This is a genomic window from Candidatus Acidiferrales bacterium (genome assembly GCA_035515795.1).
Taxonomy (GTDB): domain Bacteria; phylum Bacteroidota; class Ignavibacteria; order Kryptoniales; family JAKASW01; genus JAKASW01.
Window position 1 is genome coordinate 65,533 of the sequence record DATJAY010000033.1, and the last position, 25,912, is coordinate 91,444.

Consider the following 25,912-nt stretch of genomic DNA (forward strand, 5'->3'; position numbering starts at 1 on the left):
TAGGAGAAAATAATTGTCGGCCAGTTCTATTGATGAAGTGATTGATTATACGAAAGCTCCTCCACTTGTGGAAGGGAATCCGACTCTCACACATTTGGATGATGACATCGCCAAGCCGATGGAGCACCGGCCGTCCGCGAAGTATTTCATCGCTCTGGCAATCACTCTGGCAATGCTCACATTCGGAATCATCGCAGTTGGTTACACATTTTATTATGGAATCGGGATGTGGGGAAACAATATTCCTGTTGGCTGGGCATTTGCAATTACGAACTTCGTGTTCTGGATCGGAATTGGACACGCTGGCACACTTATCTCGGCAATCCTCTTCCTCTTCCGCCAACGCTGGCGCACCGCGATAGCGAGAACCGCAGAGGCGATGACGATATTTGCCGTCATGTGCGCCGGGCTTTTTCCCGTTTTGCACCTAGGAAGACCGTGGTTCATGGCATTTATAATCCCTATTCCAAACCAGCATGGCCTCTGGATTAACTTCAACTCGCCGCTGGTGTGGGATGTCTTTGCCGTCTCGACATATTTTACAGTGTCGCTGATGTTCTGGTATATCGGATTGATCCCCGATCTTGCGACGATGCGAGACAGAACAACCAACAAAATCAAGAAGACAATCTACTCGATCCTCAGTCTCGGATGGAGATTCTCGAACAGGCACTGGCAGCATTACGAAAAAGTTTATGTGATATTAGCAGGTCTCGCGACCCCTTTAGTTTTTTCTGTTCACAGTATAGTCAGCTTCGACTTTGCAGTCTCGATCCTTCCGGGCTGGCACACGACAATATTCCCACCATACTTTGTTGCCGGAGCCATATTCTCCGGTTTCGGAATGGTGCTGACTGTTCTCATTATTGTAAGAAAAGTTTTCAATCTCGAATACATTATAACAAAAGATCATCTCGACAGGATGGCGAAGGTGACTTTGCTCGTCAGCATGATGGTCGCATATGCTTATTTGCTGGAGCCGTTCATCGCATGGTACAGTGGAGATCCGGTAGATTGGTACCTCGTCATCCAACGCGCCACGGGACACTACGCTCTTGGATTCTGGATAATGACGACGTGTAACGTATTCGTTCCGCAGCTGTTGTGGTTCAAGAAAATTAGAAGATGTGTACCCGTTCTTTTTGTGATCTCACTTCTGATAAATGTTGGAATGTGGCTGGAACGTTACATAATTATAGTCACTTCATTGGTCAGAGATTTCACACCGGCAGCATGGCACTTATATTCACCAACCTGGGTCGACTTCGGAATACTGACCGGCAGTTTCGGTCTCTTCTTCACTCTCGTTCTCCTTTTCTCGAGAACTCTTCCGGTTATATCAATGTCCGAAGTCAAGGGCGTCACAGAAAGTGCGCACCCCGCTCATCAGGCAGGAGTTAGCCATGAGTGAACGACTTTACGGAATAACTGCTTTGTTTGATTCGCCTGAGAAGGTTCTCGCCGCCGCAAAAGCCGCGACAAAGGAAGGGTATAAGGACTTCGACTCATACACGCCATATCCGATTCACGGACTCGACAATGCAATGAAGTTGAAGCGAACGTACATTGGGATCGTTACATTAATTATTGGAATGACAGGAGTGATCTCGCTTGTCACGTTCACATGGTGGGCTAACTCAGTTGATTTTCCGATGGTGACCGGTGGCAAACCGTTTTTTGCGTGGCCTTCATATGTGCCGCTGATGTTTGAAATGGGAGTTTTGTTCGGTGCCGTGTCAACTGTAATTGCTCTCCTTGCAATCTGGCTCGGTTTGCCTAGAAACAGTCATCCGCTTCATGACAGCGAGTTCATAAAAAAAATATCCGATGACAGGTTTGGAATTTGTATCGAGGCGAAGGATCCGAAGTTCGACCAAAAGCGAACCGAATCTTTCCTGAGGACTCTCGGAGCAGAGAAGGTGGAACCCGCTTATTACGAAGTCCAGAGCTTTACTCTGAAACAATTGGTGCTAGATCCCAAATTTATTATTTCTATCATTGTGGTCGCCGCCGTTTCTTCAGGAACGGTCTACTGGGGATTGAACAAAATGCTTCTTATTCGTCCGTGGAGCTCACTTAACGATCAGGAAAAAGTTCTCCCCGAAACACGAAGCGAATTTTATCCGGATGGATTCGCGATGCGGCCGCCCGTGGAAGGAACTGTCGCAAGAAGCCAGATGCCTTATGAGTTTACTGAAAACGATTTGGTATCAGCAGAAAAATATTTGAAAAATCCCCTGTTGCCAACGCCTCACGTCATGCAGCTTGGTCAAAGAGATTTCAATACCTATTGCAGTCCTTGTCACGGATATTTTGCAGATGGCGACAGCAGACTGCAGGGACAGTTCCCGAATCCGCCGAGCCTTCACACCGACAGCTTGCTTATCGCGCCCGACGGTTTGTACTACGGTGTCATCACGAACGGTTTCCAGGGAATAATGCCATCATACGCTAGACAGATCCCACGCGATGAACGGTGGGCGATTGTCTGGTACCTACGTGCGCTCCAAAAATCTGAACATCCGGAGGCATCAGTCGCAAAATGAACGTTTCAGAAATGATCGATACGCAAAAGTTAAAAAGCATTCCGGCCTCGTACTCGAGGCTCGGCTGGACTCTATTGATTCTTGGAGTGCTGCTTACAGTGATTTCTTTCGTCATCAATCCGAAGCACGCGTCGTTTGGACTCATAATGACACTGACGTTTGTTGCGACGGTCGGCATCGGCGCGCTGTTCTGGGTTGGGATCGAATATGTTAGTTCGGCCGTATGGAGCACCCCGATGAGGAGGCCGTTTGAATTTATCTCCGGGGTTATACCGTTCCTGATCATTCTTGCGGTTCCTCTTCTTTTCAACATGACGACCATCTTCGAATGGACACACAGAGCGCTTTTCAAAGACGATCCTGCATTGCTTGTGAAGGCTCCATATCTGAACATCCCATTCTTCATAGTTCGAACGATCGTTGTCTTTCTGGTGTGGTGGCTTTTTTATTATCTGATCATTCGCAATTCCAGGACGCAGGATTCAACCCGTGATCAGGGACTGACAACAAAGAACATAAAGCTATCCGCAGGATTCATACCGGTTTTCGGAATTACACTGACAATTTTCTCAATTGACTGGTTGATGAGCCTAACCCCGGACTGGTACTCGACGATATTTGGCGTTTACTTGTTTACGGGAGCTGCGGTTGCTTCAATGGCATTTGCTACCATAGTGATTGTGAAGCTTAATGAAAAGAATCTCTTCCCGGTGAAAATTACTCCCGATCATTATTACAACCTCGGGACTTTCCTTTTCGCGTTCTCAAATTTTTGGGCGTACATAGGTTTCAGCCAGTTCATGCTGCAGTGGTACGGGAACCTGAGGGACGAAACGGTGTGGTATATTCCGAGGATTCACGGAAGCTGGGCAGTGGTTTCCATCACTCTTGTCTTCATGCAGTTCGTGATTCCTTTCTTTTTTCTTATAACGAAACCGGCGAAGATGGACCCGCGTAGACTTGTTTTCATCTCGATCTGGCTCCTTGCCGCCCATGCTCTCGATATTTATTGGATGGTCATGCCGGTATATAATCCCGACCATGCAGTATTCGCGTTGAGCGAAGTGGCATTCATGATCCTGTCGGTTGGGATTCTGTTGTCGGTTTTTTCCTTCAAGGCCAAAGGGAACAACATGGTACCAATTGGAGATCCCAAACTGCAGCGCGGCCTGGAGTTTCATATTTAACCGGGATGGTTGTAAAAGAGTAGAGTAGACCAAAAAGTATTATGGAACAAAAAGATCAAACCGCGAATCAGCAAAAAGAATCCGTGCTCGTTAGAAAAGTGTGGTTGTCTCCCCTCTTCTATATCTATTTCCTGAGCGTGCTGACCGGACTGGGAATGCTGTATATCCACAGGGAGAATATGGTGAACAGGAATTCGATATCTCCTGATCTCGCGATCGATTCTACATTCTGGAATCCGGTCGGCGATGTTCCTCCCGGTCCGGCAAACACCGGTGAGAAGATCGATGTTGCAATGTTGCTGCAGCCGACGAAGGCGCAGATCGCCAGAGGTGAGCAGCTTTTCAAAGTCAATTGCTCCTCCTGTCATGGCACAGACGGAAAAGGCGATGGTCCCGCATCGGCAAACCTAAACCCGAAACCCCGCGATTTTCATTCGACCGCAGGCTGGAAGAACGGAAGGCTTCTTTCACAAATGTTCAAAACGGTGGCTGAAGGTATCCCCGGGAGTGCCATGGTATCATTCTCCGCGACGTTTCCTGCGAGCGACCGGCTTGCCATCATCGATTACATAAGAACATCGTTCGGAGATTTTCCCAAAGACACACCCGAACAGTTGGAGACGATGGGCAAGACTTATCATCTCGGGGAAGTTCAGACTGCTCCTACTCGAATTTCAGTCAGTGAGGCTATGAGTCGTATCGAGGAAGGTGCGATCCCGCTCGTCAGAACAACCGCCGCAATCTCGGCATATATTTCTCAGCATCCAACGGACGAGGGAAGTCGGATATTCGATAATGTTGTGATAGATCGCCAGCGGGCTCTAACCATGCTGGCCAGCTCAAATTTCTGGAGCAAAAACGAGTCGGATTTTGTTATGATAGTAACAGCAAATGCGGTGCAGAACGGTTTCGATCCGAAAGTTGCGCGACTCAGCACTCAGGATTGGGAAACCCTCTTTAATTATTTGAAAGGTTTGTTTTCTTCGAAGGACTTAGCTTCAAACAATGGTTGAACAACGCAAGACATATTTGTTGAAATTTCTGGGGCGAACGATGTCAGAAGCGGCGGCGTTGTTCGTTCTCGGCTTTATGACGTTGAGTGTCGCAATTCTCCCGCAAGCGGCGAATGGGGAGGAGGCGGCTTCCGGTCAGGTGAAAGTTGGCATCGAAGAAAAGCTCGGACAAAATATTCCTCTGGATTTGAAGTTCAGAGATGAAAACGGGAATGAGATTACTCTTCGTCAAATATCGGCGGGCAAGCCTCTCATTATCGATATGGCATACTATACTTGTCCGGGAATCTGCGATGAAGTTCTTGCGAGTTTGACAAGCACGCTCGATGAAGTAAGCGAAACGCCAGGAGAAGATTTCAATGTGGCAACTGTGAGTTTTGATCCTGCGGATAATTCAGCAATCGCATTGAAGAAGAAGGAACAATATTGGGGATTGTTGAGAAGACCTTTCCCAGCCGAAGATTGGAGATTCCTAACTGGAGACAGTACAGACATTTCCAGCCTTGTGCACTCCATCGGTTTCTATTACATGAGAGATAAGTACCAGAAGTTTACTCATCCGACTGCGCTGGTGATTGTCGACAAGAATGGGGAAATCATAAGATATATCAAAGGAAGTACTTTCACGCCGGTGGATTTGAAAATGGCGATCATGCAGGCAAAAGCAGGAACTCCGGAACAGATAATCAGTTCCGTGATTGCGGTATGTTTCAGCAGGGATCCTTCTGGACAGCATCTGGTTTTCAACATAATGCAGGTAATGGGAGTTGGAACGCTCGTGTTCATCGCAGGTTTCATAGTTTTTTTGAGATCTACAAAAAGAGGTAAGTGGTTCGCGAAGGAGAATTCTGCCTCGCGAAAGGAGATAAGTTAATGGCGGATGTAGCAATTTCTCCGCACGAAATAGCGGTACATAATTATTTAGAAAATACGGGAAAGAGAAAAGGAATCTTGGCTTGGATTCTCTCGACGGATCACAAGCGAATCGGAATACTCTATATGATTTCGATTTTTGTTTTTTTCAGCGTCGGCGTCGTCCTTGGCTTCCTGATGAGACTCGAAATGCTGGTGCCGGGTCCGGCAGGCAAGATATTCAATGCGCAGGAATACAATGCTTTGTTCACACTGCATGGCGTGATTATGGTTTTCCTCTTCGTCATCCCGGGAATACCAGCGACTCTCGGCAATTTTTTCCTCCCGATACAAATCGGCGCGAAAGACGTGGCTTTCCCGAGGTTGAACTTGTTGTCTTGGTATCTATACGTTACAGGCGGTATCGTGGTTCTGTTGTCGCTCTTCCAGAACGGGCTTCCCGATACGGGCTGGACGTTCTACGTTCCTTACAGCGTTCGCAGCGGAACGGATGTCACGATGGCGGTCTTCGGAGTCTTCATACTCGGATTCTCTTCGATTCTTACCGGCCTCAATTTCATTACAACAATCCACCGCATGAGGGCGCCGGGAATGGATTTCTTCAAGATGCCGTTGTTCGTCTGGGCATTATACGCGACGGCATGGGTTCAGGTGATCGCCACGCCTGTCCTTGCAATCACGCTTCTTCTCATCATCATCGAACGACTTTTCAGCGTCGGGATCTTCGATCCATCTAAAGGCGGTGACCCCGTCCTGTACCAGCATATGTTCTGGGTTTACTCTCACCCGGCGGTGTATATCATGATCCTGCCGCCGATGGGTGTCGTCTCAGAAATTGTGACGACATTTTCCCACCGGACTGTATTCGGTTACAAGATGGTGGCTATGTCGAGCCTTGCTATTGCATTCATCGGTTACCTTGTCTGGGGCCACCACATGTTCGTTGCCGGAGAAACGCAGCCTGCACAATTTGCATTTTCACTTCTGACTTTTTTGGTCGCCATCCCAAGCGGCATAAAAGTTTTCAACTGGGTAGCCACGATGTACAAAGGCTCGATAGATCCACAGCCTCCATTTCTTTATTTGATGGCGTTCATCATACTTTTCTCGATTGGCGGGTTGACCGGATTGGTCCTCGGCTCTCTGGCGACCGATGTCCATTTGACCGGAACGTATTTCGTCGTCGGACATTTTCATTACATAATTTTTGGCGGAGGCGTGTTCATTTTCTTCGGGGCGCTTCACTACTGGCTTCCGAAAATGTTCGGAAGAATGTACAACAAGAAGGTTGCCAACTGGGCGCTTGGAATTCTTTTCGTCGGATTTAATCTCCTCTATTTCCCGATGCTGCTTCTCGGGTACGAGGGAATGCCAAGAAGATATTTTTCTTACCTGCCGCAGTATGAAACTTTGCAGCATATCTCAATGGTCGGATCGTGGATACTTGTCATTGGTCTGATCATGATGCTATGGAACCTCTTGCACGGGATATTCAAAGGTGAAAAGTGCGGCGATAATCCGTGGGGAGGCACGACACTCGAGTGGAGGATTTCTTCACCGCCGCCTCCAGAGAATTTCGAGGAAATACCTATCGTGACACACGAACCGTATTATCATCCGGAGGCAGTCAATTGAGCGACATCGCAGGAACAATGGAAAAAACCGAAAGCCACGCGGAGCATCTTCATCGCGATGAAAAAAGCGCGAAGATGGGGATGTGGCTTTTCCTTCTGACTGAGTTGTTGCTGTTCACCGGGCTTTTCCTGATGTACTCGGTGTACCGCTATCTCAATACCGCCGACTTTCACAGGGCCGGTCTGGAGACGCATACTCTTTTCGGTACCGTGAACACAATGGTCCTTCTGACAAGCAGCCTGACAATGGTGCTGTCGATAGCGGCTATTCAGAGGGGAAGGAAATGGCTCTCTGTCGGATTCCTGAGTTCGACGATACTTCTCGGGCTGGCATTTCTCGTGATAAAGTTGTTCGAGTGGTCGCTTGAAATAAATGAAGGTTTGTTCCCTGGATCGCAGGTTCTCCTCAGCAAACCGAACGGTGAGATACTTTTCTTCGGGCTTTACTATACAATGACCGGTCTGCACGGGCTCCATGTCCTTGCGGGGATGATCGTATTAATATTCATGCTGGTCTTCATGTTGCGAGATAAGATCACAAAGGATGACTACATCAAGCTGGAGAACGCGGGTTTGTACTGGCACCTTGTCGATATCATCTGGATTTTCTTGTTCCCACTTTTCTATCTGATCAATTGAGGTTTGAATGAGCGAAATTACGAATCAAGTTCGCGTCGGGGAAACGAAAGCCCACGCCGAGCCGATCAGTTACGGCAAGTACGTATTGGTATGGCTCGGTTTAATTGCCCTGACCTGTACGACGGCGGCAGTTGCCGGAATAGACCTGGCGGCGTTCACGCTCGTGGCCGCACTCTTGATCGCAGTTACAAAAGCATCGATGGTCGTCAATATTTTCATGCACATAAAATTTGAAGACAAAATCTTCAAAGTATTTCTCGGCATAGCTGGATTTACGATATTCGTTATATTCACGCTTACTTTTATGGATGTATTCTTCAGGAGATGAATTAGAGATGTATCCTGGTGCACAAAATCACGCTCGAGCTGTCGATGACATAATGAGATTTATTGTCTGGGCAGACATCATTTTGTTTGTCATCGTCGTCGGGGCGATGTTCTGGTTTGTTTACAGATACCATAAGAAGCGTCATCCACGCGCGGTGAGCGTACACGGTAACGTGACTCTGGAAGTCATCTGGACCGTCGTTCCGGTAATACTTGTACTTTACATGTTCTATCTAGGATGGTCCACCTACATCAAGACCCGATTCGTCCCGGATGATTCGATGCCTGTGAAAGTAATTGGCAGACAGTGGAGCTGGAGCTTCCAGTATGCCAACGGGAAACAGTCAGACACCCTTTATGTTCCGGAAGGGCGCCCGATAAAATGTCTCCTGACCTCGGTCGACGTGATCCATGGATTTTATATTCCGGAGCTGCGCGAGAAGCTGGACGCAATTCCAGGAAGAGTAAGGTACATGATGCTTTATCCGGAGGAGCTCGGGACTTATGAGATAACCTGCAGCCAGTACTGCGGATTGAACCACGCACTTATGGAGACGCGCCTGGTAGTTATTCCGAAAGAACAGTTCGACAAATGGCTTGGCAACGCAGCTAAGAAAACTGAAGTTGCCGAAGCATCGACGGCTAATCCATGACACCATCGATTGAGAAGATGCAGCCAGATTATTTGATCGAGCCCGGAAAATCACCGCGACATGCAACTCCGGCTGATATTATCGGAGCGAATGTCGTATTAAGCGGTTCCGATCTATTAAGTGCTCTCCTAGAACTCGTTAAAATCAGGATCACATTCTTTGTCGGCATGTCGGCAATTTTCGGTTATGTCCTTGCTGCAAACGAGATCTCGACGGCAATGATACTTCCCATACTCGGGATATTTCTTCTCTCGTGCGGTTCGGCGGCATTTAATCACTACCAGGAGCGTGACACGGATCTGCTGATGCATCGCACCAGCAAGCGGCCTCTTCCATCGGGGACAATGTCTCCGCAAGCTGTCCTATGCATCGTATTCGGACTTTCACTTGCAGGGAGTGCGTTGATTCTTTTTACGGGAAACGCGACATCGCTGATCCTGTCTTTGCTGGCATTCGTTTCGTACAATGCAATTTATACTCCCCTCAAAAAGGTGACCCCGTTTGCGGTGATACCGGGTTCGTTTGTCGGATCTTTTCCCGTAATGGCGGGGTGGGCGGAGGCCGGTGGATACGTTTTCGATCCAAGACTTATTGTGATCACGGCTTTCTTTTTTATCTGGCAGATACCGCACTTCTGGCTGCTGATGGATATGTACAGCGCGGATTACGAGCGTGCAAACTTTCCGACTCTCCGAATGTATTTCAGTGCGAGGACTCTATCTGTCCTCACTTATCTGTGGATCGTAATTATGTTCCTGACTTCCGCCTTTTTTGTAATCACAGAAGTCGTAAACAATATTCCGACGCAAGTTGCCATTGCTGCACTCGGTTTGTGGCTTGTCATCGGCACACGGAAGATAATTTCGAACACCGACGATAAACGTGCGAACAAATCTGCCTTCATGAAAATAAATATTTATGTGCTGGCAATTACGCTGGTTGTCATGGTCGACAGAGTCCTCAGTCTTCCCTGGAGGATGTTTTGAAAATGATAAATCGCAAGGAATTTTGTAAATGAATTTTCTCGACAAGCTTGTCATTCCCGAATCGAACGAACACCTGACACTTCTGAGATATCTTCTCGTCGTTGTGACAATCTTCTTCGTGACATATGCGAGCATAGCTGTTATTGCTTCAACTTTCTCAACGATCTTCGACCGCAGCGGGAGAAAGAACGGCATCAAGCATCATTCGAAATTTGCACAGGACCTTGCCGATCTGGCCGCACCGGGCAAGGGTGCGATCTACGCGATGGCTGTAGTACCTCTTGTTACCGTGATCCTGACATACGCGCAACTTCTTTACGGGATGGATATCGGCATCACGTCTTATCTTTTCTACTCCGCGATTTTCTACTTCGTCGGATTTTACTTCCTCTACGGATACAAACGGTCTTTCCATCTTGATTCCATCTTCACCGCTTTTCAAAATCTTGCTTCCTCGCAAAAAGCCGAAGTCCAGCCCGACGTGGCGAAAGACGTCGAATCTTACGAGCACTCGGCTTCATCCTCCAGAAAAAATGGCGGTCGCCGGAGCGCGGTACTTCTCTGGATAGGAACATGGCTTTTTGTGGGAGCGACGCGACTTGCGTTCACTCCCGAGAGATGGTCGGATTCTTCGCTTGGCGCAATTCTTTTTTCAGGCGAAACTATATGGAGTCTTATCAACTATATCGTCACAGCGCTCGTCATAACAAGTGCCGCCGTGTTGTTTTTCTTCTTCAAATGGGAAAAGGGAATCGCTCTCTCGGCGGATGATTCATATAGGACATTCGTCGAGAGGCGTGTTCTTCCTGTGGGTCTTGTCGCGGTCGCACTCGAGCCTGTCCTGATTTTCTTCGAGATACAAAACCTTCCGCAATCTGGTATTTCCAATTTGACGTTCGCCATCGCGTGCATCGGAATATTCATTGCACTTCTCGTCCTTCTCCTTTTCTATTCGATGCTCAGAGATTCCCGGGTGAATCTCGGCAGCTACGCGTTCGTCAGCGTTGTAGTGTTAGTCTTCATGTGGGCGGCGAAAGACGAGATAGCCTTCCATTACGCGACACGCAATCAAAACCAGATGCTCGGGCAGAGATACGAAACAATGCTCGCCTCGCTCAACCCGAACGAAGCCCAACCCGTAATCAGCGGGGAGGACATTTACAACGGAAGATGCAGCGCCTGCCACAGGTTCGATATTAAGCTTGTCGGACCGCCATATAACCAGACGCTTCCGAACTTCGTGGGTAAGATGGATTCGCTGGAGGATTTCATCATGAACCCGCGGCAGGTTGTGCCGGGATATCCGCCGATGCCGGGCCAGGGATTGAAACCCGCCGAAGTGAAAGCCGTTGCGGAATATATCATGGGAGTTTATTTGAAGGCACATCCCCCAAAGGGGCAGGACACTTTGAAGGTAGAGAGCAAGAAGCCGGCATGAGTTCTTTACTTAATTATTAGTCACTCACCGTAGCCTGAACACTCAAATGTCAGCGCTCGATTTGTAAAAAGAAGTTTATTGTATGGAGATCGAAATGAAAGTTAAAGGAACCTACACGGTAAAAAAGTGGGAAGAGTCGGCTTATCGAGAAATGTCTCCGGAAAAAAAGATGACAAAGGCTTCCGTCGAGTACAGTTTCAGCGGAGAAATCGAGGGCAAGGGCCTGGTCGAATACCTGATGTTCTATTCTCATTTTGACGCGAAGGATCAACACAACGCCGCGGCTTCTTACGTAGGACTCATATATTTTGATGGAACACTATCGGGAAAGTCGGGGAGTTTTGTGCTCGAAGACAATGGTGCGTTCGAAGGCGGGGCCGCAAAATCGACTTTGAAGATCGCCAAAGGCTCAGGCACCGGTCTGCTCGATGGGATTCATGGAAACGGGAGGTATGTGGCTGATCAAGGAGGTTATCACATTGAGTTGGAATATAATTTGAGATGACGACAATTACTGATGATTTCATGCGAACGATGCTCCAGAAGACGAAGAACTATTGTATTGTCATTCTGAAACCGGGGCCTAACAGGAGCAAGCCTGAAGCTGATAAAATTATCTGGGAGCACGGCCGGCGTAATTTTATGCTCCGCGCAGGTGGAAAATTGTCCATCGTCTGTCCGGTCTCCGGAGGGACCGAGGTATCCGGCATCTGTATTTTCAATGCCGGTGTAGACGAGACGAGAAAGCTGATGGACGACGATCCGGCAGTGAAAGCAAATGTTCTCCTCTATGATACATATAGCTGTCGATCTTTTCCGGGTGACAGCCTGCCCGGATGATTTATTGCTATTAGATCGTGAATATTTAATTCAGCATTAATTTTGCCGGTAAGATATTCGGAGAAAATAACTGAGACCATAGCCGATTTAGGGGAGTCTTTGATCCGGCTTCTGAACTCAATCGGAACGTTCAGGACTGAAGAGAAGAGGAGTTCGATCCATGTTGTCCGGGGGCAGGCGTTTGTGGGCATCGATCCGAAGAAAAGTTAGCTCGGCGTGAATGTCGTTCTCAACCGTCCCATTTTTTCTCCTCCTGCGGACAAGGTGGAATAAGTCTCCGCTATTGGAATCATTGCTGGGGTGATCTTCGGAATCGTCGATATCATCCCGATGATGTTCATGAATCTGCCGAATCGAAATCTTGCGATGGCGGGAGCATTCGCAAATCGATTTGCGATAGGTTTTGTTGTGGAAGCAGGAAGGGGGAAGTTGTCGACGACTTAAGAAATTTGATATTCTCTGCTAAATTATTTCCACAAGTTTAAGCAGCAGTCGAGAAAATTTTTCATCAACATTTTCACCAATTCTTAGTACATCGTCATGTGAAAGTTTTTCCAAAGTGGTTCCAGCGCTGTAATTTGTGAGGCAACTTATCCCTATTACTTCCATATTTACTGACCGGGCAAACGTTGCTTCATGGATCGTCGACATTCCGACTGCATTTCCTCCAAGGCCTCTATAAAATTTTACTTCAGCCGGGGTTTCGTATGACGGTCCCGTCAAACCTAGATACGTTCCGGATTTGAGGTCTATGCAGGATTCTTGCGCTGCCAATAGGGCTGCGGCTGCAAGTCTCTCGCTATACATCGGATTCAGTTCCGCTTTAGGCATTCTCAAATCAGCCAGGACATTCCTAGAGGTTAGGTTGATTTGATCTTTTATCAGCATCAAATCGCCCGGAGAAAACTTTTCGTCCAAAATTCCCGCGGCGTTTGTCAGGACAATTTTCTTTATTCCCAGTTGATGGGAGACGATAGCGGTTACCGCAGCATCGATAGTGGATGCCGTCTCGTAAAAGTGGACTCGTCCGCTGAAAACTAGAACTCTCTTGCCGGCAACTTTTGCGCTGACGATTTCGCCGAGATGCCCGGGAACGGTCGAGCGCGGGTAGTCGGGAATCTCGGCCGACTCTAGAGCGATTTTGTCGGTGAGGTGCCTCGTGAAGCTGCCAAGTCCGCTTCCGAGAACTACAGCAATATCGTGGTGCACTCCTTTGAAGCGGGAGGAAACAAAATCTCCAGATTGTTGAAAGGGAAGAGAAGTCATCGATTCGTCTTCACCTCAGTCCTCTGCCAAAAGTTGAGGAGGTGCTTGAAAATTGTTCCTGCTCCATCATCGTTGATTATTTTTCTTTCTCGTACGGTATTCCATCTGCCGCCGGTGCGATGGACTTTCCAATGAATCCGGCAAGAACGACTATGGTTGCGACATAGGGAATCATCTGGATAAATTGAGTCGGCAATCCAGCGCCCTGCAGCTGGATTTCCAGACTCTCAGCGAGTCCGAACAACAGACACGCTGCCGCTGCACCGAGGGGGTTCCATTTCCCGACAATCATTGCGGCAAGCGCTATGAATCCGCGCCCAGCCGACATTCCGTCCGTGAATGAATGCTGATCGAATGCCAGCCACGCCCCGCTGAGTCCGGCGAGTACACCGCTGATCATGACTCCATAATATCTGTAGAGCGATACACTGATGCCAACCGTGTCCGCTGCTTCGGGGTTTTCACCTACCGCACGAAGTCGCAAGCCGAATCGTGTTTTGAATATGATGAGGTGACTCGCGAAAACAATGAAAAGTGTCAAGAGTACCAATGGATTGCCGAGGAGTCGGGCAATCTCAGGTGAACGATCGGCGAATGGTAATTTTAGATCAGGGAGCCCGATTATCCTGTCTGAATTGCTTGAACTGTGGAACAATATTTCGAGAACAAATTTGGTAATCCCGACTGCAAAAAGATTGATCGCTATTCCCGAGATTATCTGATCCGCTTTGATGTTTATCGACACCACCGCATGTATCAACGCCGTGAGGATGCCGAACACAATCCCGCAGACTGCGCCGATCAACGGGTTACCGGAGTAGTATGTCCCGACCGTCGCGCCGAACGCTCCGTTAAGCATGATCCCTTCGAGAGCGATGTTCGTTACGCCGCTTCGCTCACTGTAAACACCGCCTAACGATGCCAGCGCATAGGGAACAGTGATCCGGATTGTCTGCGCGATAAAAGCCAGTGAAAGAATTGAGCTTATCATTCTTCAGAAAGGCTCAACGTTCTCTTCTTCAGATAGTTCATGACAATTCCGCGGAATATTCTATTTGAAGATATGACAAAAATTATTACGATCGCCTGAAGTATGCTGACTAATTCTTTGGGCACCATGGTATTTATGACCAAGCCGCCATAGTCCAACATTCCAAAAAGCAAAGCGGCTAGAATAACTCCAAAAGGATTGTTCAACCCGAGGAGAGCAACGGCAATTCCCATGAATCCCGTTCCGCTTGAGAAGCCTTCCTCAAAATAATATTTGTATCCCATCACAAAATTTGTCCCGACGAGTCCGGCGATTGCTCCGCCGAGTGTCATGCTCAAGATGATGTTCCTTGAAACGCTTATCCCTCCGTACTCCGCTGCCTTTGGATTGAAGCCGACTGCCCGCAATTCATAACCAAAGCGTGTTCTCTCAACATAGTACCAAACGAGCACGGCGGTGACGAGCGCAATGAGGATCGAGAGATTTACCGGCGAGCCCTCGAAGCCGGGGAGAAACTTGTCGAAGCGAGGCAACGTGCCGGCGGGCGAAATCGAAGGAGTATGAACCGTTGCGGGGATGTTGTATACGTTTGTGACGAAATAACTTATGAGGGCAGCGGCAATGAAATTGAGCATGATCGTATTTATGACTTCGTGCGCTCCTACTTTCGCTTTCAAATATCCCGGAATAAACCCCCATATTCCGCCGCCCACCATGCCTGCAAGAATCAGGAGGGGGATTTCGATGTAAGATGGTACACCAAAGGTCTTCATGCCTACAAGGGCAGTGACAAAAGCGCCAATCTGTAATTGTCCTTCGGCCCCGATGTTGAATAAACCCGTTCGAAAACAAATCGCAACCGAGAGACCGGCAAAAATCAACGGCGTCGATTTGAATAGGAGCTGCCCGATTCCATACGAGCTTCCCAGTGTCTGCGAAAGAAGCACCGAATAGACTTCGAACGGATTCTGACCAACGATGACGATAAAAACAGCTCCTACAGTGAAGGACAATATCACCGCGAGGATCGGGATCAGGAAGTTCTGCGTTACAGGATGTTCAAGAAAGGGTCTGTTCATATGAATCCCTTAGGGATCGCTGCTCATCTTCTTTCGATCCTGTCATATAAAGTCCAAGTTCATTCTCGTCGACTTCATTATTTGGGAAAATCTTTGCAATCTTTCCGCCGTACATGACCGCTATCCTATCAGACAGGCTTACGATCTCATTCAGGTCGGCTGAGATAAGCAGGATTGCTTTGCCGGAGTCGCGTGCAGAGACAAGCGTACGATGGATGAATTCGATTCCTCCGATGTCTACTCCTCTTGTGGGCTGGCTCGCAATTATCACTTCTGCATTTCTGGAAAGTTCGCGTGCCATGATTATTTTCTGCTGGTTGCCTCCCGATAATCCTCGAGCGTGAATGAAAGGATCAGCGGGTCGGATATCAAATTTCTGAATCAGAAGTTCTGCGTTTTGAGTTACTTCAGTTCTCTTCATAAGAAATTTAGGACTAAACCTGGCGTGCATACCTAGAATCAAATTTTCCTCGACAGAGAAATCAATTACGAGACCTCTTCTTATTCTGTCTTCCGGAACGTGAGCAAAACCTTTCAGGAAAATTTCTTGCGCGCTCAGGCCGACAAGTTCAACGTCATCTATTTTTACAGAGCCTGACGACGGTTTCAAAAGGCCGGTCAAACATTCGACAAGCTGCGACTGTCCGTTTCCTTCAATGCCTGCGATTCCGAGAATTTCCCCGGATGCCACCTCGAACGACACGTCGCGCAACTTTGCCACCCCCCGTCGGTCAATGTAGTTCAGATTTCGTATGAAAAGTCTTGGTGCAGTGGTTTTCTTCTCTGATTTCTCGACTCGCAGAAGCACTGGCCGGCCGACCATCAGTTGTGCAATCTCCGGTGGACTGGTTTTCTTTGTTTCAAGGTCGCCGACGAGTTTTCCTTTCCGCATTACGGAAACGTGTTGGCTTATTGCCATCACCTCGTTCAGCTTGTGAGTGATGAGCACAATCGTCTTGCCCTGCCCATTCAACTGTGAAAGAATTTCGAAGAACTGCTTTGTTTCCTGGGGAGTCAGAACGGCGGTCGGTTCGTCGAGTACCAGGATATTGGCTTTTCTATAAATTGCCTTCAATATTTCGATACGCTGCTGAACTCCTACTCCGACATCCTCCACTCTTTCATCCAACGGAACATTCAGCGAAAACTTTTCAGCCAGAGCGGAGACTTCCGCAGTCATTCTCTTTAGATCGAGGAAAAGAGTTTTCGTTGTCTCAGCACCTAAAACTATGTTCTCGAGAACGCTCAATTTCGGGACAAGCATGAAATGTTGGTGTACCATTCCAATCCCGAGTTTTATCGAATCGTGGGGAGATCTTATGACAACATCTTTTTCATCGATTCGAATACGGCCGGAGTCGGGCTGGTAAAGACCATAGAGCGTCTCCATCAAAGTGGTTTTTCCGGCGCCGTTTTCACCGACGAGAGCGTGGATCGTTCCGGTTTCCACTTTTAGAGTTACGTTGTCATTGGCCACCGTTCTCGCGAAGCGCTTGGTGATGTTCAGGAGTTCTATTGCGTAGGACATTTTCATTAGAGGTAAGATGCAAGAGGCAAGAAGTCAGAAACACGATTTACTCCTTTCTTGCTTCTTGTCCCCGGCGTCCTGCTTCTATTCTCTATTCAGTTGGCACTTTTATCTGTCCGCTGATTATTTGCTGCTTCAAGGATTTGATTTTATCATAGGCATTTTGCGGAATCATCGATTTGTTGTTTTGATCGTAGACAAGGTCAACGCCGTCATCAGCAAGGCCGAAGACTTCGGCTCTGCCTCCTTCAAAATTTCCATCTTTCCATTTTTTTATTATGTCGTAGACTGCAACGTTGCCTTTCTTGACCATACTGGTCAACACATAGCCGGGAGCCTCCTTCCACTGATCCATGTCGACTCCGATCGCATATTTCTTCATCTCGCGGGCAGCCTCAAATACGCCGAGTCCTGTCACCCCGGAAGCATGATATATGATATCCGCACCTTGAGAGTATTGGCTTAATGCGAGTTCCTTTCCTTTTGCCGGATTCTTGAAAGCATCACCGGTAACTCCGGCATAAGCGATCAGAACTTTTGCTTTGGGATTGACATACTTGACACCTGCTTCATAACCTGCTTGAAATTTTTTGATTAGCGGCGATTCCATTCCACCGACGAAGCCGACGATGTTGGTTTTCGTGATCAACGCAGCCAATGCCCCGACAAGAAATGAACCCTCCTCTTCCCGGAATTCAATCGCGATGAGATTTGGCGGGAGCGGTTTGCCCGGGTCATACGAATAGTCTATGCACGCAAACTTTTTATCGGGAAAATCCTTCGCAACATTTGTAATGTCATCGGTGAAAATGAATCCAACTCCGAATATCAAGCCGATTCCTTTCTGACTTGCAAGCTGGCGCAGGGCAGATTCACGGTCCGAGCCGCCGCTCGGTTCGACATACTGAAAGTTGACCCCAAGACTGTCCTTGGCTGTTTGAATGCCCAGGTAGGCGGCATCATTAAAAGACTTGTCTCCGCGTCCACCTACGTCAAACACCAGACCCACTTCGCTATTTACCGGAACACCGGGTTGACCTTTTCCGCAGGAAATGAAAAGCAAGCACAAAGGGACTAACGTGAGCCACCGGGTGAAAATAATGGAATACCGGGATGATGGGACGATGGATCCGTAGGACGATGAAAAAAATTTCTCCTGCCGCTTTGTACCTTTGAGCCTCTGTGTCATTGTATCCTTAATCAGATGGTGGTACAAAGCATTTTCGGCATCGAGCCTCGTAAATGTCTTTTGCACCGACCAAAACCCGTTCACCCGACTGCGTTTTCCTTTGTGTGCGGTCGGCCGGATTCCCGCAAACGACGCAAATCGCAAGAGTCTTAGTGATATACTCCGCAACGGCGAGAAGCTGCGGCATCGGTTCGAACGGCTTTCCTCGGTAATCCTGATCGAGTCCCGCCACGATCACTCTTTTTCCTGCCGAGGCCATCGATTCGCAGATTTCTATTAAATCCATCTTGAAGAACTGGCCTTCATCTATTCCAACCACGTGTGCATCTTTTGAAAGAGAAGGTATTTCCAGTGCGGAATCGACGACGACGGATTTTAATCTGTCGTCACTGTGAGAGACAATGTGGTCGTCGCTATAACGTTTGTCTATCCGGGGCTTGAAGATCGCCACATTCTGGCGTGCAATCTCGGCGCGACGCAAACGTCGAATCAGCTCTTCCGTTTTTCCGCTGAACATACAACCGCATATTACCTCAATCCATCCCGTCTCGCGCGGGGCATAATGCAGACTAATCTCTTCCATTTGATAGTATTTTTGCCGTAAATGCTTGAGGGAGCAATGAGGAAAGCTTTTCCTTTTTCACATCGCCTTTTCTATTTGTCATGTAAATCTCAATATCGCCGGCAAGCTCGAGCATAACCTGTCTGCATGCGCCGCAGGGCGGGCAGAAATCCTCTGCGTCAGAAACGATAGCCATCCTTTTGAATTTTGATTCACCCGAAGCAATTGCCTTCCACAGCACTATTCTCTCCGCGCACATGGAAAGTCCGTAGCTGCTCGATTCTATGTTGAAGGCTGAATAAATTTTTCCGGCTTCTGTTTCGATTGCGGCCCCGACTCTGAAATGAGAAAATGCAGGTTCTGATTTTTTGTGCGCACTCTTTGCAGCTTCGATCAGTTCGGGAATTGATTTGTTGATTGGCATCTCGAAAAATATACCTGCGGGTGTCCTCAAAATCAAGGATTTCGTGAATTCATGCGACGCGTCAAAATGTTGGGAGATGAATTTTTAAATCTCGATTTGTCCTGATAGGGATATTCCCCGATGGCTTTGATTTCTTACTCGTGATTTTTGAAGGTCCATCTATAGATGGTGGGAAAGCTTAATCCCCTCTCAAAATCTGAAGAAAAGTAAAGAGTGTGGTCTGCAACATTTATGTCCATGATGTTCCCGTGGACTGAAAATAATTTTATTGGCTGATCGTCGCCGCGTTGAGACCATATGCTCGTCGAATCGCCATCTTCAGATGTTGCATAAAACTCCTCTCCGTCTGCGGATATCGCCGACGCATGTAGCACAGTCCGGTGTGTCTGCAAATTGCGAGTTGCTGGATTGTAAGTTGCGATCGAGTTTGCGCCGTTCAACGAATCTATAAGAAGGACGATTTCTTTCGTGGAACTGCCTGCGAATTTTTTCTCGACATTGAAAGTCTCCTGAGTAATCTTAAAAGGAAGGATATTCATACTGTCGACGACGGGAATTTGTCTTTCCCTCAGGTCGACAATGAACAATTTTCCTCCCGTTATGAAAGATCCTAAGTCTCCATCGCGGCTTACCGAACAATTCGTCCCGGCAAAAAACCTTGTGCCGTACTCCGTCCTGAAGCTGACGACAATTCGGTTTTCGTCCGTTGTTTCAATTCCTGAATTCTCTCCTTTTTCGTCGATGGATACGCGATAGCAATTTTCCGGTGGATCAAGGAAGTTCGGGTCCGAGCCTGACTTTATGACGTAGTTTTGCGATGTAGAATCTAAACCGACATATTCCAGCTTGTTTCCGAATACGGCAGGACTGAAGGCGACGCTTCTCAATTGGTCTCCGCTCAGTACCGGTACGGCGGGGACCGTAGATGTCATATCTGATGTGCCGGCGTAGAGCGTAATGGTAACTGCCGCTATGATTGCAGTCGTGATGCTCATTCGAACTGCCAGCAAATGTTTTGGCAGATGTCTCATCTGGAAGATGAGGTAAGCGGCATAAATAGATACAAGGAGGAAAAACCTTTCAAACAGTATGAAAGGTGTTTGGATATTTAGTGAATTCGACAGGAAGGAATGAATCGGCAAGCATGCCAGCACATAAAGTACGATAAAGAGCCTCGCAGTAGCCGTCTTCTGTTCTTCAAGCGCCGTCTGCCCGAGACAGATTATTGCGGGCGCCATGAGGACAAGTTGGTATGACGCCGCAGTGGGCGAGAGGAATAATACGGGAAAGGTTCCCGCCACCAGAGCCTCCCTCGCGTTTTTTTTCTCTATTCCACGATAAAAGAAGTACGCCGATGGCACCAGGACTAGAGCCTTGAACATAGAAATTGAAAACATGTATCCTCTCGCGGATGCGAAAAGAGGATGAGGATTGAGAGCAGGATCCAGCAGAAAAATAGTCCTGAGAAAAGACCATGCGGTCTGGTATGAAATCGAAAATGGATTAAGAACTCTGGCATTGAAGTAAAAAGGGAAAACCCGCTGCAAATAATAGACTATCGTAGATTCGCCGACTAACAGATAAGCGATGGAGAGAAGAATAAGCGACATAAGCAGGAAGTAAATGAATACTTTCCATCGCTTTGCCAACAGAAAAAGTAATGCGGGAGCTATTGCGAACACTTCAAACGGGAAGATGACCCCGAGGATTGTTCCGGATGCTCTCTCGGCACTTATGGAGAAGGCGAGAAATGCCAGCGCAAAAAAAAGAGAAACTATGATGAAAGGTTCTCCCGAACTGAAATTTGTCGCAAGGGCAAACGAGGAGCTCAAGAATACTACGTACGCCGTTCTGATAGACGAATTGGCAAGTTTTGCGGAAACGTGAACGAGAAGGACAAACGCGGCGATGTTGATTGCGGTCAAGATGAATTTTGAAAAGCCGGCAGGAGCGACGGCAAGAATAGTGTCAATCAAAAACGAAGCAGGAGTTGAGGAAGCAACGGAGAATATTCTTGTCGATAATCCGCTGGTATCCACGAGCTGTTGAAAATCTGGGAAGCGGTAAAACAGAACCGGATCCGTGCCGTGAAGAATGTTTCTGCCGGCGACATAAAACGCGATGAAATCCCCTTCGACTTTGAAAAAGCCTGGAAGAATGCCGTAAAGAATTATGAACAGTGAAGAAGCGAAAACAAAAATTCTCGCGAAGAGACGCATTAGTTTCTAAGTTCTAAATCTCAAAGAAATTCAAAATATTGAAGCTCAACGGAACTGGTTATCTCCTTCATGGATTTTTGCATTTTCAACAATAGTTAAAATCTAGGAATTTGGATTTAGAGCTTTATTCGTAAGGGTGAAAACAGTTATTTCTGGCGGGCAGTTGACGCGCACCGGCAGACCCACCGTTCCGATTCCCCGGCTGACATAGAGAAGGGAGTCGCCGCGGCGGTACTTCCCGGAAATGTATTGAGAAGCTAATGCCGCCGGCGTCAGTTTCACGCCGAGGAAATCGACGAGGACAATCTGTCCTCCATGCGTATGTCCGCTTAACATTATGTCAAACTTTCCGGCAACCGCTGTCTCGAAGTAATACGGCTTGTGGCAGAGCATGATCCTCGCTGTATCCAGCGAAGTCGCTTCGAAAGAGACTTTTCTGAAGTTTGCATGTTTGCCGTCGTCGACTCCCGAGAGCATCAGCTTTGCTCCGTTGATCTCTAGTTCCTCGGTCTCATTTCGCAGGACCTTCATTCCGATGTTGCGCACTTTTTCAGTGATTATGTCGGGGTCGCCGAAAAAGTCGTGATTGCCGAGGCAGGTGTAAATTCCGTATTTTGATTTCAGACCGGTGAACGCTCTGACGAACGGAAATATTTCTTCGGTCTTAGATGTAACGAAGTCGCCTGGAATGAAAATGATATCCGGGTTGAGATTATTGATTGCCTCGGTGTACTTTAACATGTCTTCTTCGAGCATATACATCCCGACGTGGACATCACTTATCATTGCAATTCGTAATCCGTCAAGCTGCTTGGGCAGATTGCTCGTCGGCAGTTTGATATTCTCTATTTTGTATTCTTCGCGGGTGTAAATACTATGGAGGGAGCCTGCAAACGTGTAGGCACCGACACCCATCGTCGCGGTTTTTATAAATGATCGTCGGGATTGTGTTCCAACGGGTTTCTTCTCTAAACTCGATATGTCCATGATGCGTAGTGCCTTATCCTTTCTTACTCGTCCAATAATCTTGATCACGAGTCTAATTGGAACTACGATCAGAGCTGCAAAAAGTATCGCGAGACTGAGGGTCTCGTACGCGTAGTACGGCCACATTATGAATTTCCGCATGAAACCGTGGTAGAAAAGCTGCGGAATGTAATATATGAATGCTATGGGCAGGTTCACCAGGATGAAAATGAGAGGAAGGTAAAGTCCTCGGAAATTTTTGTTTGTATTCCGGTCGAAGATGTACTTTACAGCAACGCTATAAAGGGCAATCTGGGAACAAATTATAAACAGAATCAGAATGAATCTGAAAATATGAAATGGTGCGTCGGGCATCTCTAGAGTTTTCCTTTCATATTTATAATTTAACACGTACGGGATATTAATGGTAGGCAGGAAAAGGTGTCAGGCTTCATCAATTGGATCTTAGCTGAAACGTAATCGCTGATCTTTAGTTTTGACTTTTGCAATTCCGCCTGGTTATATTGAGCTTTCGAGTCAACCAGCAAGAGAGGCAGTCTATGAGCGCTGAACCACAAATCCTGCGCACGAGATCTTCGGTGAAAAAATTCTTCGGCAGTTTCCATCCGTCATTCTGGGTTGCAAATTCACTCGAGCTCTTCGAGAGGCTGGCTTATTACGCCCAGGCCGCGGTTATGAGCATATTCCTCCGCGATTACCTGAACTTCAACGAAATCGACGCGACCACATTATCGTCTATCTTCGGGCTTCTCGTCTACCTTCTTCCCATTTTCGCGGGGACGTTCGCCGACAAATACGGATTCCGCAAGGCATTCTCATTCGCATTTCTCGTGATGGCGATAGGATATTTCCTGATCGGCGCAATCGGTTCTCCGTTTTTCAGACCGCTCATCCATGATATGTCGCTCTTCTGGCTTATAGTTGCCGTGCTGGTATTTACTTCCGTCGGCGAGTCGTTCATTAAGCCGTCTGTCCTCGGGACGGTTGCATTCTCCACAAATCGTGAGACGAAATCGCTCGGCTACGCGATCTACTATACTCTGGTGAACGTGGGCGGCGCGACCGGGCCGGTCATAGCATATTTCGTCAGAAGTATTGTCGGGATCCAGTGGGTATATATGGTTTCGGCACTGAGTTGTGCCATGATGCTTGCTGGAACTATATTGTTTTACCGCGTACCTGAATCTGCGACGGCTATCAAGCAGCCTTCGGTAAAGACGAAACTTGCGGACATGGCCAGGGTTTTGATCAACGCGCGCTTCATGGTGTTCCTCCTGATCTTTTCTTTGTACTGGGTGACGTTCTGGCAGATCTTTATTACGCTCCCTTATTACATAACCGACTTCATTGCCAGAAAAGCTCCGTTCGACTTGATCGAATCGATAGACGCATGGTCGATAATCTTTTTGCAGGTCGTCATCAATAGATTGACGAAAAAAATGCCGCCGATTACCGCTATCGTACTGGGATTTTTTGTTTCGTCACTGTGCTGGTTTGTAATAGCGGCACGGCCGAGTATTCCCGGCGTAATTGCTGCCATGGTTGTGTGGTCGCTCGGAGAGATGTCGATGGCGCCGCGTTACTACGAATACATTGCGGATCAAGCTCCGAGAGGGCAGGAGGCGCTCTTCCAGGGTTATGCATTTCTCCCGATTGCGCTCGGATATTTTGCGGGCGGTATTTTCGGAGGACGACTCTATGCATCGCTTGCAAAGCCTGCCATCGGCGAGCCTAACCCGGCGGAGTTTTGGATTGTGTTCGGCATTATCGGGATTATCGGTACTGTGTTGATGGTCGCGTATAATTGGTATCTCACGAGAAAAAAGCGTTCTGAGACTGCGCCGAGTAGTTGAACCATGATCGAGCAGTTTATGATTGGAGCGGGGAAACAAGAAGGCGCATCGGCAAGCTTGCCTTTTGTACGTCGTCACTTTATATTCTGTGAGGTCATTGTCCGCAAGCTGGCTATGGTAAACGCGTCGTAAATTTGTAGCAGAGAATCGGTGAGGTTATTCGCAATCTCACGTGCCACCCGGGTTGTTGTGAGCATCGACGGACGGACCAGGGAGCTCCACTTATATTTGTAGTTTGCTTTAACTTACATATAAGGAGGGAACATGGTACAAGTCAAAGGGTCTGCAGTTAGCGACGCGGTCAAAGCCGTCAAGAATAATTTCGGAGAGCAGGCATATAACACCATCCTCGGAATGTTGAAGGACGAAACGAGGGCAATATTCGAAAAAGGATCCATCATGCAGGTGAGTTGGTATTCTTTGGATGCTTTTGTCGAGTTTCTCGAAATGGATTTGAAAGTGACTGCGCACGGCGACGAGAAAGAGTTAATCAAGCGATCGGAGGCGGTGATCGAGCGGGAGCTAAGCGGGATTTATAAATTGTTCGTGAGATTGGGATCGCCCGGGTTTGTGCTCAATCGAATCATGACTGTCCACCAGACGTATTTTCAAGGAGTGAACGTCGAGGTCTCTGAGCAGACTGCGGGTAGGGCTGTATTAAGGTATACTGGATTTGAAAAACGTCACCGCATAATAGGCTACAGCATCATCGGGTTCTTCCGCAAAGCTTTGGAGATTTCCGGAGCCCAGGATGTCAGGGCCGAATTTACAACCGCAATCGAGGAAGGTAAAGGATTTTGCGAGCTGGTTCTCTGGTGGAGCGGCAAATAGCGGGAAGGCAACTTTGTATTGCCGGTGAATGTTAGTCCATTGTAACGAAGACTTGACTGAGTTGAGAATTGGTGCTGTTTATGGATAAAGAGGATCTATGATTGAAATAAAAGGATCGGTAGTGAACGACACGATCAATTCAGTTAAGAAGCACTACGGACAGGAAGCATACAATACCGTTGTGGGTCTTCTGAAGGGGGTAGCTCGGGAGGTATTTGAAAAAGGACCAATTGCGCCGACAAGTTGGTATCCTCTCGATGCGTTCGTTGAGTTTCTGGAATTGGATCTGAAGGTAACGGCAAATGGGAACGAAGAGGAGTTGATCAAGCGGTCGGAGGTACTGTTCGAGCAGGAGCTGACCGGAATTTATAGAGCGTTTCTGAAATTGGGGACACCTGAATTCGTGTTACGAGTTATCTCCACTGTCAACCGAACATATTTTCGGGGACTGGCTATTGAGGCAAGTCTGCCCGCCGCGGGGAAAGCAGTCCTGAAGTACATAGGATTTGAAAGACGTCATCGGCTCGTCGGCCTCAGCATCATCGGGTTTTACCGCAAGGCTCTGTCGATCTCCGGAGCAAAAGATATAAAAGCGGAGTTCACGACTCCGATCGAAGACGACAAAGGATATTGCGAGTTAGTTCTCAGCTGGACTGCGAAGTAGCAGGAGGTCGTTGGGGGGCAGGTGTTTCTTTGATAGTGCTATGTTATGTGTGATTCGCCCTGGAGCATCATCTTGATTTTCTTGGGGTTGGGATTTAGTATTTTATGAGGAAAATATTAGGAAGATGGGCTCGTGACGCATGGAGGGTGTGACAACCAAGGTGGTAATCCCCAGCGCGGAATA

At 47.8% G+C, this 25,912-nt stretch carries 26 protein-coding genes; 17 read left to right on the forward strand and 9 right to left on the reverse strand.

Annotation, left to right across the window (positions count from 1 at the left end; all coding sequences use genetic code 11):
- Positions 1-13 precede the first annotated feature (13 nt).
- From nrfD to VLX91_13205, 14 genes are all read left to right on the forward strand, one after another.
- The gene (nrfD, locus tag VLX91_13140) at positions 14-1,411 is read left to right on the forward strand and encodes an NrfD/PsrC family molybdoenzyme membrane anchor subunit (protein HUI31150.1); all 1,398 of its coding nucleotides are present in this window, start codon (positions 14-16) and stop codon (positions 1,409-1,411) included.
- A complete protein-coding gene (locus tag VLX91_13145) occupies positions 1,404-2,546 on the forward strand; it encodes a quinol:electron acceptor oxidoreductase subunit ActD (GenBank protein HUI31151.1) in 1,143 nt (380 codons plus the stop codon). Before nrfD ends, VLX91_13145 begins: the two co-directional genes overlap by 8 nt.
- Positions 2,543-3,733, forward strand: a complete 1,191-nt coding sequence (locus tag VLX91_13150; protein ID HUI31152.1) for a hypothetical protein — start codon at positions 2,543-2,545, stop codon at positions 3,731-3,733. Before VLX91_13145 ends, VLX91_13150 begins: the two co-directional genes overlap by 4 nt.
- A 41-nt stretch (positions 3,734-3,774) precedes the next feature.
- Complete coding sequence (locus VLX91_13155; GenBank protein HUI31153.1) at positions 3,775-4,746, forward strand: cytochrome c; 972 nt, start codon at positions 3,775-3,777, stop codon at positions 4,744-4,746.
- A gap of 40 nt (positions 4,747-4,786) precedes the next feature.
- Positions 4,787-5,620 (forward strand): SCO family protein, encoded by an 834-nt coding sequence (locus VLX91_13160; GenBank protein ID HUI31154.1) that lies wholly within the window; start codon positions 4,787-4,789, stop codon positions 5,618-5,620.
- The gene (locus VLX91_13165) at positions 5,620-7,254 is read left to right on the forward strand and encodes a cbb3-type cytochrome c oxidase subunit I (protein HUI31155.1); all 1,635 of its coding nucleotides are present in this window, start codon (positions 5,620-5,622) and stop codon (positions 7,252-7,254) included. Before VLX91_13160 ends, VLX91_13165 begins: the two co-directional genes overlap by 1 nt.
- Positions 7,251-7,892, forward strand: a complete 642-nt coding sequence (locus VLX91_13170; GenBank protein HUI31156.1) for a cytochrome c oxidase subunit 3 — start codon at positions 7,251-7,253, stop codon at positions 7,890-7,892. Before VLX91_13165 ends, VLX91_13170 begins: the two co-directional genes overlap by 4 nt.
- Positions 7,893-7,899: 7 nt before the next feature.
- Positions 7,900-8,220 (forward strand): cytochrome C oxidase subunit IV family protein, encoded by a 321-nt coding sequence (locus VLX91_13175; GenBank protein ID HUI31157.1) that lies wholly within the window; start codon positions 7,900-7,902, stop codon positions 8,218-8,220.
- A gap of 7 nt (positions 8,221-8,227) precedes the next feature.
- Positions 8,228-8,872 (forward strand): cytochrome c oxidase subunit II, encoded by a 645-nt coding sequence (gene coxB, locus VLX91_13180; GenBank protein HUI31158.1) that lies wholly within the window; start codon positions 8,228-8,230, stop codon positions 8,870-8,872.
- Entirely contained in the window at positions 8,869-9,858 is a 990-nt protein-coding gene (locus VLX91_13185; protein HUI31159.1) for a protoheme IX farnesyltransferase, read from the forward strand. Before coxB ends, VLX91_13185 begins: the two co-directional genes overlap by 4 nt.
- A gap of 28 nt (positions 9,859-9,886) precedes the next feature.
- A complete protein-coding gene (locus VLX91_13190) occupies positions 9,887-11,296 on the forward strand; it encodes a cytochrome c (protein ID HUI31160.1) in 1,410 nt (469 codons plus the stop codon).
- A 94-nt stretch (positions 11,297-11,390) separates the two neighbouring features.
- Complete coding sequence (locus VLX91_13195; GenBank protein ID HUI31161.1) at positions 11,391-11,801, forward strand: DUF3224 domain-containing protein; 411 nt, start codon at positions 11,391-11,393, stop codon at positions 11,799-11,801.
- Positions 11,798-12,136, forward strand: coding sequence for a hypothetical protein (locus VLX91_13200; protein ID HUI31162.1), 339 nt, complete (start codon positions 11,798-11,800; stop codon positions 12,134-12,136). The genes VLX91_13195 and VLX91_13200 overlap by 4 nt, the downstream gene beginning before the upstream one ends.
- Positions 12,137-12,436: 300 nt before the next feature.
- Entirely contained in the window at positions 12,437-12,580 is a 144-nt protein-coding gene (locus tag VLX91_13205) for a hypothetical protein (GenBank protein HUI31163.1), read from the forward strand.
- A gap of 18 nt (positions 12,581-12,598) precedes the next feature.
- On the opposite strand, the gene VLX91_13210 is transcribed toward VLX91_13205, so the two are convergent.
- The 9 genes from VLX91_13210 to VLX91_13250 all read right to left on the reverse strand — a co-directional run bounded on the left by VLX91_13210 (position 12,599) and on the right by VLX91_13250 (position 22,735).
- On the reverse strand, positions 12,599-13,402 hold the full coding sequence (locus VLX91_13210) for a purine-nucleoside phosphorylase (protein ID HUI31164.1): 804 nt from the start codon (positions 13,400-13,402) through the stop codon (positions 12,599-12,601).
- Between the two features lie 76 nt (positions 13,403-13,478).
- Positions 13,479-14,393: an ABC transporter permease gene (locus VLX91_13215; GenBank protein ID HUI31165.1), complete on the reverse strand. Its 915-nt coding sequence runs from the start codon at positions 14,391-14,393 to the stop codon at positions 13,479-13,481.
- Complete coding sequence (locus VLX91_13220) at positions 14,390-15,472, reverse strand: ABC transporter permease (GenBank protein HUI31166.1); 1,083 nt, start codon at positions 15,470-15,472, stop codon at positions 14,390-14,392. Before VLX91_13220 ends, VLX91_13215 begins: the two co-directional genes overlap by 4 nt.
- The gene (locus tag VLX91_13225) at positions 15,453-17,006 is read right to left on the reverse strand and encodes an ABC transporter ATP-binding protein (GenBank protein ID HUI31167.1); all 1,554 of its coding nucleotides are present in this window, start codon (positions 17,004-17,006) and stop codon (positions 15,453-15,455) included. Before VLX91_13225 ends, VLX91_13220 begins: the two co-directional genes overlap by 20 nt.
- An 85-nt stretch (positions 17,007-17,091) precedes the next feature.
- Positions 17,092-18,273 (reverse strand): BMP family ABC transporter substrate-binding protein, encoded by a 1,182-nt coding sequence (locus tag VLX91_13230; protein HUI31168.1) that lies wholly within the window; start codon positions 18,271-18,273, stop codon positions 17,092-17,094.
- Positions 18,197-18,772, reverse strand: coding sequence for a thymidine kinase (locus VLX91_13235; GenBank protein ID HUI31169.1), 576 nt, complete (start codon positions 18,770-18,772; stop codon positions 18,197-18,199). Before VLX91_13235 ends, VLX91_13230 begins: the two co-directional genes overlap by 77 nt.
- Positions 18,759-19,175: a cytidine deaminase gene (gene cdd / locus VLX91_13240; GenBank protein HUI31170.1), complete on the reverse strand. Its 417-nt coding sequence runs from the start codon at positions 19,173-19,175 to the stop codon at positions 18,759-18,761. The genes VLX91_13235 and cdd overlap by 14 nt, the downstream gene beginning before the upstream one ends.
- Before the next feature lie 134 nt (positions 19,176-19,309).
- Positions 19,310-21,394, reverse strand: a complete 2,085-nt coding sequence (locus VLX91_13245) for a glycosyltransferase 87 family protein (protein ID HUI31171.1) — start codon at positions 21,392-21,394, stop codon at positions 19,310-19,312.
- Positions 21,395-21,496: 102 nt separating this feature from the next.
- Positions 21,497-22,735: a metallophosphoesterase gene (locus tag VLX91_13250; GenBank protein HUI31172.1), complete on the reverse strand. Its 1,239-nt coding sequence runs from the start codon at positions 22,733-22,735 to the stop codon at positions 21,497-21,499.
- 224 nt (positions 22,736-22,959) lie between these two features.
- Between VLX91_13250 and VLX91_13255 the strand changes: the two genes are divergently transcribed.
- From VLX91_13255 to VLX91_13265, 3 genes are all read left to right on the forward strand, one after another.
- Positions 22,960-24,234 carry an MFS transporter gene (locus VLX91_13255; protein HUI31173.1) on the forward strand — a complete coding sequence of 425 codons (1,275 nt, stop codon included), beginning with the start codon at positions 22,960-22,962 and terminating at the stop codon, positions 24,232-24,234.
- 264 nt (positions 24,235-24,498) lie between these two features.
- Positions 24,499-25,065 (forward strand): hypothetical protein, encoded by a 567-nt coding sequence (locus VLX91_13260; protein ID HUI31174.1) that lies wholly within the window; start codon positions 24,499-24,501, stop codon positions 25,063-25,065.
- A 97-nt stretch (positions 25,066-25,162) separates the two neighbouring features.
- The gene (locus VLX91_13265; GenBank protein ID HUI31175.1) at positions 25,163-25,729 is read left to right on the forward strand and encodes a hypothetical protein; all 567 of its coding nucleotides are present in this window, start codon (positions 25,163-25,165) and stop codon (positions 25,727-25,729) included.
- Positions 25,730-25,912 lie beyond the last annotated feature (183 nt).